14 protein-coding genes are annotated in these 13989 nt (G+C 30.5%); 7 read left to right on the plus strand and 7 right to left on the minus strand.

Annotation, left to right across the window (positions count from 1 at the left end; translation table 11 throughout):
- Position 1 precedes the first annotated feature (1 nt).
- The 3 genes from ACVC3Y_RS06150 to ACVC3Y_RS06160 are packed head-to-tail and all read right to left on the minus strand — an operon-like array spanning position 2 to position 4216.
- Positions 2 to 1459 carry a peptidylprolyl isomerase gene (locus ACVC3Y_RS06150; RefSeq protein WP_303425201.1) on the minus strand — a complete coding sequence of 486 codons (1458 nt, stop codon included), beginning with the start codon at positions 1457 to 1459 and terminating at the stop codon, positions 2 to 4.
- Positions 1422 to 2285: a peptidylprolyl isomerase gene (locus ACVC3Y_RS06155; RefSeq protein WP_303425198.1), complete on the minus strand. Its 864-nt coding sequence runs from the start codon at positions 2283 to 2285 to the stop codon at positions 1422 to 1424. The genes ACVC3Y_RS06150 and ACVC3Y_RS06155 overlap by 38 nt, the downstream gene beginning before the upstream one ends.
- Complete coding sequence (locus ACVC3Y_RS06160; protein ID WP_452226385.1) at positions 2282 to 4216, minus strand: peptidylprolyl isomerase; 1935 nt, start codon at positions 4214 to 4216, stop codon at positions 2282 to 2284. Before ACVC3Y_RS06160 ends, ACVC3Y_RS06155 begins: the two co-directional genes overlap by 4 nt.
- 212 nt (positions 4217 to 4428) lie before the next feature.
- On the opposite strand from ACVC3Y_RS06160, the gene ACVC3Y_RS06165 reads away from it, so the two are divergent.
- From ACVC3Y_RS06165 to ACVC3Y_RS06175, 3 genes are all read left to right on the plus strand, one after another.
- On the plus strand, positions 4429 to 5280 hold the full coding sequence (locus ACVC3Y_RS06165; RefSeq protein WP_303425193.1) for a T9SS type A sorting domain-containing protein: 852 nt from the start codon (positions 4429 to 4431) through the stop codon (positions 5278 to 5280).
- A gap of 108 nt (positions 5281 to 5388) precedes the next feature.
- Positions 5389 to 5850, plus strand: coding sequence for an SRPBCC family protein (locus tag ACVC3Y_RS06170; RefSeq protein WP_452226386.1), 462 nt, complete (start codon positions 5389 to 5391; stop codon positions 5848 to 5850).
- On the plus strand, positions 5838 to 6071 hold the full coding sequence (locus tag ACVC3Y_RS06175) for a hypothetical protein (RefSeq protein WP_452226387.1): 234 nt from the start codon (positions 5838 to 5840) through the stop codon (positions 6069 to 6071). The genes ACVC3Y_RS06170 and ACVC3Y_RS06175 overlap by 13 nt, the downstream gene beginning before the upstream one ends.
- 177 nt (positions 6072 to 6248) lie before the next feature.
- Here the strand turns inward: ACVC3Y_RS06175 and ACVC3Y_RS06180 are convergent, their stop codons facing one another.
- Complete coding sequence (locus ACVC3Y_RS06180; RefSeq protein WP_452226388.1) at positions 6249 to 7520, minus strand: NAD(P)/FAD-dependent oxidoreductase; 1272 nt, start codon at positions 7518 to 7520, stop codon at positions 6249 to 6251.
- Between the two features lie 130 nt (positions 7521 to 7650).
- Between ACVC3Y_RS06180 and ACVC3Y_RS06185 the strand changes: the two genes are divergently transcribed.
- Both ACVC3Y_RS06185 and ACVC3Y_RS06190 read left to right on the plus strand, forming a co-directional pair.
- Entirely contained in the window at positions 7651 to 8145 is a 495-nt protein-coding gene (locus ACVC3Y_RS06185; RefSeq protein ID WP_303425182.1) for an RNA polymerase sigma factor, read from the plus strand.
- 4 nt (positions 8146 to 8149) lie between these two features.
- Complete coding sequence (locus ACVC3Y_RS06190) at positions 8150 to 8794, plus strand: hypothetical protein (RefSeq protein WP_303425180.1); 645 nt, start codon at positions 8150 to 8152, stop codon at positions 8792 to 8794.
- Here the strand turns inward: ACVC3Y_RS06190 and ACVC3Y_RS06195 are convergent.
- Positions 8791 to 9603 (minus strand): lysophospholipid acyltransferase family protein, encoded by an 813-nt coding sequence (locus tag ACVC3Y_RS06195; protein ID WP_303425175.1) that lies wholly within the window; start codon positions 9601 to 9603, stop codon positions 8791 to 8793. The two genes, ACVC3Y_RS06190 and ACVC3Y_RS06195, sit on opposite strands and share 4 nt — an antisense overlap.
- A gap of 50 nt (positions 9604 to 9653) precedes the next feature.
- Positions 9654 to 10295: an NUDIX hydrolase gene (locus tag ACVC3Y_RS06200; protein ID WP_303425172.1), complete on the minus strand. Its 642-nt coding sequence runs from the start codon at positions 10293 to 10295 to the stop codon at positions 9654 to 9656.
- Positions 10296 to 10297: 2 nt separating this feature from the next.
- Between ACVC3Y_RS06200 and ACVC3Y_RS06205 the strand changes: the two genes are divergently transcribed.
- A complete protein-coding gene (locus ACVC3Y_RS06205; RefSeq protein ID WP_452226389.1) occupies positions 10298 to 11005 on the plus strand; it encodes a peptidylprolyl isomerase in 708 nt (235 codons plus the stop codon).
- A gap of 54 nt (positions 11006 to 11059) precedes the next feature.
- Entirely contained in the window at positions 11060 to 13213 is a 2154-nt protein-coding gene (locus tag ACVC3Y_RS06210; RefSeq protein ID WP_452226390.1) for a M3 family metallopeptidase, read from the plus strand.
- A gap of 50 nt (positions 13214 to 13263) precedes the next feature.
- Here the strand turns inward: ACVC3Y_RS06210 and ACVC3Y_RS06215 are convergent, their stop codons facing one another.
- A complete protein-coding gene (locus ACVC3Y_RS06215) occupies positions 13264 to 13875 on the minus strand; it encodes a trimeric intracellular cation channel family protein (protein WP_303425165.1) in 612 nt (203 codons plus the stop codon).
- Positions 13876 to 13989: the final 114 nt, after the last annotated feature.

Raw genomic sequence — 13989 nt, forward strand, 5'->3', positions numbered from 1 at the left:
ATTATTTTTTTAACCAATTACTAGAAAAATCACAATCTCTATGCTCACCATTTACTTTAATATAGGTATCCTTGATTTTTTCATCTTGCCATTTTTCAATAGCTTTAAAACGTTTTTCTGTTAATGTTAATTCTTTAATTTTTAAATAATCGCGAGAATAATTAGCTTCATGCTCGTCTACTCTATCTGTTACGCGTAAAATTTTAAATTTAACTTTTCCAGTTCGGTCTTGATCTGTTAGAATTAAACTCACTTCACCTTCCTTTAGTTCTTGAATTTGTGTATACAATTCTGTATCCATTTTAGTTAATTCAAAATTATAATCTTGTGTTGCAGGATTAATTAAAAATCCGCCTTCACTTCTGGTTTCTTTCTCGTCACTATATTTTCTTGCAGCATCTTCAAAAGTAATTTCTCCATTTACTATTTGCTCACGTACACGTTCTAGTTCTTCTTTTGCTTCAGTAATTGCAGATTCTGAAACTTGAGGCATTAATAATATATGACGAACATCAAATTCTTGTCCTCTAATTTTTTCTAATTGAATAATATGATATCCGAAATCTGTTTTAAAAGGGTCTGATATTTCGCCTTCTTGTAATGCAAAAGCAACATCTCTAAATTCTTTAACCATTAAAGGTTTTTCTCTGTTTAAGGTATATAAACCTCCTTTTGCTACAGATGCTTTATCTTCTGTGTACAGTACCACTTTAGAGCGAAAACTTGCTCCATTTTCTAACACATCGGATTTAAATTCTTTTAGTCTGTTTATAACTTTTTGTGTTTCCTCTGGTGCTACTTTTGGTTCTATTATTATTTGAGATACTTTAAGCTCTGTACCAAATGTTGGTCTTTCGTCTTCAGGTATTTTATTGAAAAATATTCTTACTTCTTCTGGAGTAACTTCTACTTCGTCAATAATTTTGCTTTGCATACGCTTTGCTAATTCATTGCTTCTGTTAATTTCATACATTTCTTCTCTAAAGCTTTTTTCGTCATCTTTTTTATAAAAATCTAAAAGCTCTTTCATATCTCCACCTGTTTGTGATAGAAATTGTTGAATTTGATAATCTACATTAGATCTTATTTCTGCATCTGAAATTTCTATACTATCCTGTACTGCATGATGCGCATATAATTTATTTTCTAAAAGGGAACCAAATAATTGACATCTTGGAATATCATCTGTAGATACACCTTGTGCTTTCATTTGCAAAATAGTTTTGTCTATATCTGAATCTAATATAATATGTTCTCCTACTACTGCAGCAACACCATCTACTTTTATTGCTTGGTTGGATAGTTGTGGTTTTACACTATCTGTCGTTGTTTTTTCTTTTACTGGATCTTCTATGATCTCTTGAGCAGTGATTACGTTTGTAATAAATACTGCGATACTTAATATAAATAGGTGTTTCAATTTATTTGTAGATTTCAAATTTTTTGTTTGTAATTGCATCTTTTGTAATATCCTTTTCTAATTCTCTTATTTTTTCTAATTTCCTTTTATTAATAACAATTTGGTCTATTGTTGGCTTTACATACTCTAAAGGAGCTGTACTGTTTTGCAATAGTACGTCATTAATTTGCATCAAATATAAACCTAATGAATCTTTGAGTTGTATAAAATTAGTTTTTTTTAACAGTTCGTCTTTATTATCTAAGTTTATTGCTGGTATTTTTTTCACAATTTGGTCCCATTTTATCCAAATAGAATCATTTAAAGAGTAAGACTTAAACTGAATGGATATAGAATCTAGATCTTTTTTATCTTTTGCATCAAATCTTCTAAATTTTTTAGCAATTTCTATAGCGTCTGCTTCCTGCATTTTTTCATCTAAATTAATGTATCGAAACATAACTAATTCTTCATTTAACTTAAAAGCTTCTTTATTGCTTTCATAGTAAGCCGCTGCTTCTTGATAAGAAACTACGGTATCCAGGTCTCTATTTACTAGTGCTTCTAAATACCCTTTTGCATATAAATCGTTTTTATATTGCTCTACTAATTTATTATATTGATTTAGTTTTGTTTCGTTTAAATTTAACTTTGCTCCTTGCACTAACAATTGCTGTGTAGCCCAACCATTAATATAATTATTAGTTAAAACAATACTGTCTTGTTTAGAAGCTTCAGAAGAAATTAAATCCTGTATATCCTCTTTATACAAATACGCATCTTTTACTCTCGCTACAGGGATTCTATCATCTGGTTCTTTGAAAAAATCACAAGAAAATAAGAAGAGCACAATGGAGATAAGAAATATGTATGATGTTAATTTCAATCTTTATTTAATTTAGATTTTACTGTTGTTAGTACGTCTTGATGTATAGTAACCTTGTATTTATTTTCTAAATCTACTAACCATTTTTTTTCTTTTGCATCTTGAAAATCACTAGACACTTTACCTTTAGCTTCTTCGAATGTTTTTTGTGTTTTAGGAAGTATTTCATTAACCTTAACTACAACAAAAGAATCATTGTGAGTAAACACTTTAGAAACGCCTTTTTTAAATGAAAAACCTTTTGGTAATGCTTGATGTTTTGCATCCATAAGTCCAGAAGTAAATATTACATGTACTTGATCTTCTGTATTTACTATGCTTTTAATTTCTTCAATAGTTATTCCATTTTTTAATAGTTTCGCTACTTTATTTATATCTTTCTTTTTTGCTGAAGAAGCTACTACTGCATCTACTCTTTCGTTAAAGAAATAGTTTGTTTTATTTGCATTGAAGAATTCTTGTACTGCAACGGAATCATTTGCGGCTGCTTTCCAGATTTCATTTTCCATTAAATCAAACAACAATAAGCCATCACGATACTCACCAAGAATGTTTGCAAAATCTTCATTTTCAAATTCTAGATTTTCTTCTTGATACGCAAGCATTTTTTCTTCTAAAAAGGCATTATAAGTGTTTTCTATAATTTTATTTAGAGGTAATTGTTTCTTGTTTCTACGTTGACTTTTAATTAAAAAGTCTGCAAAATCTTTATAGGTAAATTGTTTTTTCTCTATTGTAACAAAAGCTTTTTCAGGCTGAAAACTCTCTGGTGTTTTCCACTTACTTTTATAAAACTCGTTATTTAGTATAGAGGTAAAATATGCCAAGTCTTTATCTACATTAGATATTGCATAACGCTCTTTTAATTTATTTATTCTTGAGGTGCTTATTAATTTAGATCTGCTATCTCGCTTTACTTTAGCTTCTAGCGTAGACTTCATATCTTGAAAAGGTGGCGTTTCTATTTTTTTAATAAGCTTCATAATATGCCAACCAAAATTAGATTTAAATGGCTTTGTATAAACCCCTTCTTCCTGTATAGAGAAAGCTTGATCTTCAAATTCTTGAGAACGTAATTCACCGCTAGAAAAAGGAGATAATTTTCCTCCTTTAGTTGAAGTGCTTTTATCTTCAGAAAACTGCTTTGCTAAAGACTCAAAATCTTCCCCTTGTTCTAATTTTTTATAAATATCTTGAATTCTACTTTCAGCATCTTCCTTATCCAGATTAATCATAATATGAGCGACCTCTCTTTGCCCTCTAGATTTACGTTTATCAAAAACCTTAACGATATGGTAACCAAACTGCGTTCTAAAAGGTAATGAAACCTCGCCTATTGAAGTATTATACGCAGCGTTTTCGAAAGGGTAAACCATTTTAAATCCAGAAAAATAACCTAAATCTTCTGCATATATTGTCTTACCATTATGTACTTCTTTTTGCACTGCTTTATATCCTTCGTCAATTACGCGACCTCTTAGTTTTAATAAATCATTATAAGCGACTAAGGTGTCTTTTGGATTTGCGTTTTCATCTATTCGAATTAATATATGACTAGCATTCACCTCATTAGTTGTACGTTCATAAGCCTCATTTACTAATGCATCTGTAACTTTATTATCGGTTAAATAATTTTTAGCCAATTGGCTTTTATAATTACTCAATTCACGTTTGTATTTAGGCATAGTATCAAGACCTAATGTCTTAGCTTCTTTTAGCTTAAGCTTATAGCTTACAAAAAGTTTTAAATATGCATCCACATCTTTTTGGGACTCATCTTTAACTAAGTCCAAATTTTTATTAAACACACGAATAAATTCGGAAGCATAAACAGGATCTTCGTCTACAGTAAAAAGTACTTGTTTGTTATTGTTTTGAGCATAAAAGCTAATTGTAAATGCAAAAAAGAATAGGGTTGAAAAAAATCTCATAGTACAGATAAATATATAATATATAGGTTCTTGCAAAAATAGAAATATAAACCTATTTAGCAAGCTGTATTAACAAAGCATTAATAAGTTTTATTTTATTTAAAAAGAACTAGAATGCAATAAAACTTATTAACACGAAAACCTTGTAGTAAAAATATTTTTAAATATTATTTGTATAATTACTTAGACAAACAATTTTAAAACAAACAATTATGAAAACAAAACTACTTTTTATTTTAACATTACTTTTATCTTCATTTATAGTTAATGCTCAAGATATTGGTTTTTTAGGTGATTTTAATGGCTGGGGAGACGATGTGAACATGACCACTACAGACAACATTACTTTTACTTTAAACAATTACTATTTACCAGCAACAGGATTAAAGTTTAGACAGGATGACGATTGGGCAAATAACTGGGGTGGAGACACCTTCCCTGCTGGAACATGGTCTAGCAATAATATCCCAGTAGTTGCTGGATTTTACGATATTAGCATTAATATAGCAACCACAGAATATAGTTTTACAGCAGTAACTCCAACAGACCAAAACGTAAGTGTGATTGGAGATTTCAACGCTTGGGCAGGGGATTTTGTTCTATCGACAACAGACAACATTACGTATACCGCTACAGATGTCACTTTAACTGCTGGAGAATTAAAATTTAGAAGAAATGCAGGTTGGTCTTTAAATTACGGAGGGACTTCGCTTACAGGAACTGCAACCCCAAATTCTACAAATATTACTATTCCTTCTAATACAGATTATGATATCTCATTTAATATAGAAACATTAGCTTATTCTATTACTGAATCTTCTTTAAGTATAGAAGAATTTGATTTTAACAACAGCTATAAAGTTATAAATGGCCATTTATATGGAAACCTAAATGAACAGGTTAACATTAATATTTACAATGTATCTGGGCAATTAGTTAAAACATACAATAACATAAATGTGAATGCAAACGCTAGTTTTAACTTAGAATTGAAAGCCAATCAGCTTTACTTAATAAGACTACAATCTCCAAGCGGAATTAAAACATTTAAAACTATTTTATAGTCCAATCCTTTTTAACAAATAACAAAAGCCACCTAATTTAGGTGGCTTTTTAGTTATTAAAATTCTAAAAAAAACTATCTTTATAAACTATTTAATTAATAGATTATAATGAAATACACCACAGAGATTGTTGTTAAAATTCCTTTAGAAGAATGCATTGCAATTTTAAATCATACTGCAAATTTAAAACATTGGCAAAAGGACTTAACAAGCTATGAGCATATTTCTGGAACACCAGGAACTATTGGTAATAAAATGAAACTAAATTACAACATAAACAACCGTAAAATAGAACTTACTGAAACCATAATGCATATAAATTTACCACACGAAATTTATTTTAGTTATGAAACCAAAGGAATATTAAACACGCAGAAGAACCATTTCTTCGCGACTCCAGAAGGCCATACTAAGTGGATAAATGAAAACGAATTCTCATCCACTTCTTTTCTAACAAGAATTATGTTAATATTAATGCCTAGAGCATTTAAAAAACAATCTAAAAAATACTTAACAGATTTTAAAACATTTGCCGAAAACAAAACACCTATCTTAAAATGCGTAAACTAAAACTTATCTGGGATTTTAGAGGTCCTAGTGCTGAAAAAACTGCACAACATCATGAAATTCATTTAAAAGAATATGTAAAAAACCAAAGCGTAAATGTAGACTTGACTGGTCATGAAATTATTAATAACATGTACTCTATTGCTTTTATGATTATAAACGAAGAAGACAAAAAAACCTTTAGAGACACATTAAAACCACATCGAGGAGAATGGGTAGATTAACAAAATTAGCTAGCAAAAACTAACTTTTACAACAAAACAATTTTGATATATAGACCTACTATTCTAATTAACTAATTCATGTTATTCTTTCAAAAAAACTACGATAGAAAACATCTATCAAATACATTTACATTACTCTATATCAAAAAGATAAAAAACACCACGTAAACCTTTAATTCACCTCTTAAAAGGTCTTATTATTAATCTTGCAGCTTTATCAAAATTAATATAATTATAGGTCCAATTAAAAAATACAATAAATTTATTTCTAAATCCTACCAACGACATAAGGTGAATAAACATCCAAATAAACCAAGCAAAAAATCCTGCAGATTTAAAGCGCTTAACATCTACAACAGCTTTATTTCTACCAATAGTTGCCATAGAACCTTTGTCTTTATAAATAAACTTCTTTAACGGCTTTTTATGTATCAATCTCAAAATATTCTGACCAAGAAGCTCTCCTTGCTGAATAGCTGGCTGTGCAACTTGCGGATGCCCATTAGGATAATCTTTAGTTTTCATTAAAGCAATATCTCCAAGAGCAAAAATAGAATCGTAGGTTTCAATTTGATTATATTCGTTTACCAAATAGCGATTAACATTTGACGTTAAAACTTCGGCATTTAAACCATCTATAGGGCTTCCTGTTACGCCTGCTGCCCAAATAAGTGTTTCGGACTCTAACTTAAGTTCTGAGTTTGTAATTACAGTTTTTCCATCATAATCTTTTACAAAAGTACTACAATGCACTTGTACTCCTAGATCTAGTAAAAACTGCTCTGCTTTTTTAGAAGCATGCTCGCTCATTGGCGGCAATAATCGATCGTTACCTTCAAGCAAATGAATATACATATCACTAGAATTTAAATCTCGATAATCTCGTGGTAGAATATTATTCTTAAGTTCTGCTATTGCACCCGCTAACTCCACTCCTGTTGGTCCTCCTCCAACAATTACAAAATTTAAATAAGCTTTTCTTTCCTTAATTGAATTAGAAATAGCTGCTTTTTCTAGATTTTGAAGCATTAAACTTCTAATATCTAAAGCCTGCGGTATGGTTTTCATTGCCATACTATTTTTCTCAATATCCGAATTACCAAAATAGTTTGTTTTAGTACCAGTTGCAATCACTAAATAATCATAATTTAAATCACCAATATCTGTTTTAATAGATTTAGATTCTGGAAAAATTTGTTTCACCTCTGCTAATCTAAAAAAAGCATTTTTATGCTTTTTTATAATTTTTCGTAAAGGATAAGCAATAGAATCTGGTTCTAACCCAGCACTAGAAACTTGATACAATAAAGGTTGAAAAGCATGATAGTTATGTTTATCAATTAAAACCACTTGAACTTTTTTATCTTTTAAAGACTTAGCAAGTTTAACTCCTGCAAAACCTCCACCAACTATAACAATTCTAGGAACTTTAGATTCTGGAATATTCATAAATTAAGGACTAAAAATTTGTACTATAAAGATACAAAATTAGCCTCTTAAACACTATTTTTAAAGATATTTACTATTTCGTGTAACATTTTAAAATTAATGCTACTTATACAATAACTAAACCATCAAATTGAACAAAGAATTAGAACATAGCTTTGTAGAGCAGCTTGAAAAAAACCAAAATATTGTACATAAAGTTTGTAGGCTATATACCAACAATCGAGATGCACATAATGATTTGTTTCAAGAAATAACCATACAGCTTTGGCGTGCATTCCCCAAATTTAGAGGAGACGCTAAATTTAGTACATGGATGTATAGAGTTGGATTAAACACAGCGATTACACTCTACCGAAAAAGCAAACGTAGTATTAACACACAAGACTTTGATGCTGTACAATTTAAAATAAAAGCAGACGAGTATGATGACACAGAAGAAGAGCAATTAAAATTGTTATATAAAGCTGTACATCAATTAAATGATATTGAAAAAGCGCTTGTTTTCTTGTATTTAGAAGACAAAAACTATAAAGAAATTAGTGAAACAATGGGAATTAGTGAAGTAAATGCAAGAGTGAAAATGAATAGAGTGAAAAACAAATTAAGAACCATTTTAAATCCGTAAAACTATGGATGAATTAGAATTATTAAAAAAAGACTGGAAGAAAGAGGATACAAAACGTTACCCTAAACTTTCCTATAACCAAATTTACAGTATGATTTTGAAGAAGTCTTCTTCTATTGTAAAATGGATTTTTATTATCAGCTTATTAGAATTTGTTTTCTGGCTTGTATTTGCCATAGTAATGAAAGCTAACAGAAATAGTGAAAGTATCGCAGACATAGAATCTAGTACTATTTTTATTATACTTAGCGTTATTTCGTATGCTGTATTAGCATATTTCTTTTATAAGTTTTATATGAATTATAAAACAATAAACAGTACAGATAACGCTAGTAAATTAATGGAAAACATACTTAAAACCAGGCGTACTGTAAAACAATATGTCGGTTTTAACTTAGCCTTTATTGTAATTAGTGTTGTAGCAATGTTACCTTATGTATTAAATCATGATGAAAACACAAGAAGTATTATAGAAAACGCTACAGCAAATGGTGAAGTATTTAAATTTTATGCTGGATTAATACTAGGAGTACTTATAGTATTAGTTATTGTCGTAACTATTTTACTATTATTCTACTACTTAGTTTATGGTATTTTATTAAAACGTTTAAATAGAAATTACAAAGAATTGAAAAAACTAGAAGTTTAAGAATCCTTAACTTTCCATTTACGCTTCTTATTAAGCTCTTCCTGTAAAGCTAATTCCTCTTGAGGTATTACTTTTAAAAAGGAAGGATGTTGCTCTATAGCATATTCAATTTTTTCAACAATACTTGCAATACTTTCGTTTTCATAATCAATTTCTAAAGGTTGTTTTATTTCAAAAGACTGCATGATGTTTTTCTTTTTAATACGCAATCCTTTTTTATCAAAACTACGTCTAAAACCATCAATTACAATTGGCACAACAATAGGTTTATACTGTTTAATAATATGCGCAGTACCTTTTCTAATTGGCTTAAAAGGCGTTGTTGTTCCTTGCGGAAATGTAATCACCCAACCATCATCTAAAGCTTTTCTAATATTAGATATATCGCTCATTTTAACTTGCCTATTTACATCTTCGCCTTTCGCTCTCCAAGTACGCTCAATACTAATAGAACCAACATAAGCCAAAATTTTAGGTAATAAACCAGCGCTCATGGTTTCTTTTGCTGCAACATAATAGAGGTTTAATTTAGGATTCCATAAGTACCCAATATTTTTAATAGAATCATCTCTATTACTTAAACTAGCGTTAAACACATGAAACATAGAAACTACATCAGCAAAATACGTTTGATGGTTAGAAATAAATAAAACATTCGTGTCTGGTAACTTTTTAATAATCTCAGAACCTTCAATTTGTAGTTCATTAAAGCCGCGAAAACGTCTATGCGAAATCGCTCCTAAAATACGTATTAACCATTTTTTTATAAAAAGGTTATGTCCAAAAGGATTTTTTTTAAACAATCCCATAAATATATTTTACTATTTAATTAGAATACAAATGTAGTAAAACTAAGCCTTTACAAGGCTAGTTTTAACAAGTCTTTAATTTCACTAAGCATCATTGCGGTAGCTCCCCAAACGATATGGTTATTCAATTTATAAGCTGGAACTTCCACATCTCGATTATAAGATGTTGAAACGTATTTAGTTACCACATTCTGTTCTTCTAGAAAATGAGCCAGTGAAACCTCTAAGATATCTTCTACCTCACTTTCTTGTTTTATAAAATTTGGTCTACTAACACTATAACCTAAAAATGGCTGGACATAAAAATTACTTGGCGGAATATACACTTGCGTTAAAGCTTTAAGCGTTTCAATAGTCTGCATTGGCACACCTATTTCTTCTTCCGTTTCACGCAATGCAGTATGTTTCAAAGAAGTATCTTCTATTTCTACTTTACCTCCTGGAAATCCTACTTGTGCAGAATGCACTCCTTTATAGGTTTTTCTTAAAATTAAAACAAACTTGGTTTCTTGCTCCTCATCTGGATAAAAAAGCGCCATAACTGCAGATTGCTTTGCATTTTTAATCTTACTTTGTTGTTGCTTTAAAAGGGCTTCTCTAAAAGGAGGTGACATTTTAAATTGAGATGCTTCGGCAGGAAGTTCAAGATTGCTTATTTTTGATGTAGCTTTTAAAAACTGATTAAAATTCATCTATGCGACTTATATTATTATGTTTTATTTCTATACTTTTTCTGAATTGTCAAGATAAAAAAACGAAAATAAAGAATACTTCAAAAGTAGTTCAAAATACTTCCGAAGAAAAAGAACTAGTAAAAAAAGACTCTGTAATAACGCCAAAAAGAGAATTTCCATTGCTTACAGATGATAATGCGATGGAATTCTTTTTAGAATACGAAAAACACAACAAAGAAAACAAAATACGTATAACTACAGATTTTGGTGAAATTGATATTTTACTATATGAAAAAACCAAGTTTCATCGTGCAAACTTCATCTTTTTAACCAAACAAAAGTATTTTGATAATACGCAATTTTATCGCATTGTAAATAATTTTATCATACAAGGAGGCAGTACAGACGATGCAAAAGTAAAACGTAAACGCAAACAAATTGGTAAATATTTATTACCAACAGATACCAAACGAGGTTATAAACATCATCGAGGAGCGGTCAGTATGCCTAGTGGAGCGATTGAAAACCCTTACAAACTAGCTTCTCCCTACCAATTTTTTATTGTTCAGAAAAAAGATGGCGCCTACCATTTAGATGGCGATTACACCATTTTTGGCAAAGTAATTAGAGGGATGGATGTCGTAGACGAAATAGCAAAACAAGAAACCGATAATGCCGAATGGCCTTTACACAATGTCTATATTAGAAAGGTAGAGATAATAGACTAAGCTTTTTCGACCAACATATTTGTATCTTTAAAAACCAGAAACATACCCAACAAAATGATAAAACAACAACATTTACAATACCTAAAAACAATAAGTCTATGCGTTTTAATTACGCTTACTAATTGTAAAACCGAAGAAAAACAAGATAATACCAAAATGAGTAAAAACATATTAACTACAGCATGGACTGGACCTTACCAAGGTGTTCCTGCTTTTAATGAGATGCAAGTAAGCGACATTGAAGAAGCTATCCATTTTGGTATGACAGAAAGCTTAGCAGAAATTGACAAAATAGCTAACAATACAGAAGTACCAACCTTTAAAAACACTATCGAAGCACTTGAATCCTCAGGAAAAACACTAAAAAGAGTGTATACATATTATGGTATTTTAAGCAGCAATATGTCTTCTCCCGAATTTAGAAAAATACAATCAGAATTAGCACCTAAACTATCCGATTATAGATCTAAAATAACACAAAACGAAAAACTATTTCAACGCATAAAAGCAGTGTATAATGCTTCGCAAAAAAAACCTTTAGAAGCTCAAGAACAACGCGTAGTAGAACTTACCTATAAAAGCTACGAAATGAATGGTGCAAATTTAGATTCGGAAAAAAAAGAACGCTATGCTGCTATTAACAAAGCGCTTTCCTCCTTATATAATACATTTTCAGACAATGTTTTGCATGATGAAGAGAATTACATTACCTATTTAAATGAAGATCAATTAGGAGGTTTATCGGAAGGTTTTATAAAATCTGCAGCAAAAATCGCATTAGATAATGGACAAGAAGGTAAATATGCTATTACAAATACAAGATCTTCTATGGATCCTTTTTTAAAATATGCTACCAATCGAGAATTACGCAAACAAGTATGGGAAAACTACTATTCTAGAGGCGACAATGGAGACGATTATGACAACAATGCAATTATTTCAAAAATATTAAAACTTCGTAAAGAACGTGTTGGACTAATGGGATACAACAATTATGCAGCTTGGCGTTTACAAGACCGCATGGCAAAAACTCCTGAAAACGCTATGAATTTAATGATGGCTGTTTGGCCAGCTGCAATTGGCAGAGTTGCTGAAGAAGTTGCAGATATGCAAACTGTTGCTAATGAAAATGGAGACAATATTACTATAGAACCTTGGGATTATAGATTTTACGCAGAAAAAGTAAGAAAAAAGAAATACGACTTAGATAGTGATGAAGTAAAACAATATTTACAATTAGATAAATTAACCGAGGCGCTATTCTTTACTGCCGAAAAGTTATTTAACTATAAATTCACCCCTGTAAAAGAAGGGAGCGTTCCTGTATTTCATGAAGATGTAAATGTTTGGGAAGTTACAGATAAAGACTCTGGAAAAAATATTGGGCTGTGGTATCTAGATTCTTTTGCAAGACAAGGAAAACGCTCTGGAGCTTGGGCAACAACCTACAGAAGCCACACTACTTTTGAAGGAGCAACCAATGTTCTTGCATCTAACAATTCTAACTTTGTAAAACCCGCTCCTGGAGAAGCAGTACTTGTTTCTTGGGATGATGCCACCACTTTCTTTCACGAGTTTGGTCATGCATTACACTTCTTTTCGTCTAATGTAAAGTATCCAACTTTAAACGGAGGTGTTAGAGATTACACCGAGTTTCAATCACAATTATTAGAACGTTGGTTATCTACAGATCAAGTAATTAACCGATTTTTAGTCCACTATAAAACCGGAAAACCAATTCCATCTTCTTTAGTTGAAAAAATTAAAAAAGCCGCAACATTTAATCAAGGATTTGGTACCACAGAGTATTTAGCTTCAGCATTAATAGATATGAAATTACATCTTGCAGATCCAACTAATATAGATATTGATGCTTTTGAAAGAAAAACTTTAGCCGCTTTAAAAATGCCTAAAGAATTACCAATGCGTCATAGAACACCGCACTTCGGACATGTTTTTTCTGGGGAAGGTTATGCAACCGCATATTACGGATATATGTGGGCAGATGTTTTAACTAGCGATGCTTCGGAAGCTTTTGCAGAAGCACCAGATGGCTTTTACGATAAAGAAACAGCAGACAAATTAGTTCAATATTTATTTGCTCCAAGAAACGCAATGGATCCAGCAGAAGCATATCGATTGTTTAGAGGTCGAGATGCTAAAATTGAAGCATTAATGAAAGATCGAGGTTTTCCTATAACCAAATAAAACACAGCTCCAAAAGTTAAAAAAGCTACACATAATGTGTAGCTTTTTTTTTATGATTTTTGAGTCTTATATAAATTGGGTAAACTAATTTTAAACCTAACAGCTATTAGCCTAACTATTATAACTACAATTCCCGCAATAACAAAAACAAAATTATTATCTATGGGTAGTTTTCTAATTAAAAAATAAGTAAGACCTCCAAGAATACAAGCTGTAGCATAAATTTCTTTTCTAAAAATGACAGGAATTTCATTACACAAAATATCTCTAATCACACCTCCAAAACAAGCAGAAATGGTACCAAGTGCAATGCAAATAACGGGGTTTAATCCTGCTGAAAGTCCTTTTTCTACTCCAACAACAGTATATAAACCAATCCCTATAGTATCAAATAAAAACAAAGATGTTCTTAAGTAATTAATTTTACTTCTAAAAAGTATTGTTAAAACAGTAGTAGCTAAAATAACATAGGTAAAGGTCATATTTGTCATCCAAGAAACTGGTGTTTGACCTATTAATATATCTCGCAAAGTACCTCCTCCTACTGCAGTTACAAATGCAATAATTAGAATTCCAAAAGGATCCATCTTTTTATTCATAGCTATTAAAACCCCAGAAATAGCAAAAGCGATAGTACCTAAAATATCTATGATATAAAACATAAGATTTATTTTAAAATTTCAATTTTTAAAGCCTGCAATTTATGCCATTTAACTTTTAAAATACAATTCATCGGTATGAATCTACATTTGAGTAATCCTTTTTTCTAAACTCTT

The organism is Lacinutrix cladophorae (genome assembly GCF_053604645.1).

Excerpts from the sequence above, each read along its gene's own strand:
- ACVC3Y_RS06150 (WP_303425201.1), bottom strand. The coding sequence starts at position 1,459 with ATGCAATTACAAACAAAAAATTTGAAATCTACAAATAAATTGAAACAC.
- ACVC3Y_RS06160 (WP_452226385.1), bottom strand. The coding sequence starts at position 4,216 with ATGAGATTTTTTTCAACCCTATTCTTTTTTGCATTTACAATTAGCTTT.
- ACVC3Y_RS06165 (WP_303425193.1), top strand. The coding sequence starts at position 4,429 with ATGAAAACAAAACTACTTTTTATTTTAACATTACTTTTATCTTCATTT.
- ACVC3Y_RS06170 (WP_452226386.1), top strand. The coding sequence starts at position 5,389 with ATGAAATACACCACAGAGATTGTTGTTAAAATTCCTTTAGAAGAATGC.
- ACVC3Y_RS06175 (WP_452226387.1), top strand. The coding sequence starts at position 5,838 with ATGCGTAAACTAAAACTTATCTGGGATTTTAGAGGTCCTAGTGCTGAA.
- ACVC3Y_RS06180 (WP_452226388.1), bottom strand. The coding sequence starts at position 7,520 with ATGAATATTCCAGAATCTAAAGTTCCTAGAATTGTTATAGTTGGTGGA.
- ACVC3Y_RS06190 (WP_303425180.1), top strand. The coding sequence starts at position 8,150 with ATGGATGAATTAGAATTATTAAAAAAAGACTGGAAGAAAGAGGATACA.
- ACVC3Y_RS06195 (WP_303425175.1), bottom strand. The coding sequence starts at position 9,603 with ATGGGATTGTTTAAAAAAAATCCTTTTGGACATAACCTTTTTATAAAA.
- ACVC3Y_RS06200 (WP_303425172.1), bottom strand. The coding sequence starts at position 10,295 with ATGAATTTTAATCAGTTTTTAAAAGCTACATCAAAAATAAGCAATCTT.
- ACVC3Y_RS06205 (WP_452226389.1), top strand. The coding sequence starts at position 10,298 with ATGCGACTTATATTATTATGTTTTATTTCTATACTTTTTCTGAATTGT.
- ACVC3Y_RS06210 (WP_452226390.1), top strand. The coding sequence starts at position 11,060 with ATGATAAAACAACAACATTTACAATACCTAAAAACAATAAGTCTATGC.
- ACVC3Y_RS06215 (WP_303425165.1), bottom strand. The coding sequence starts at position 13,875 with ATGTTTTATATCATAGATATTTTAGGTACTATCGCTTTTGCTATTTCT.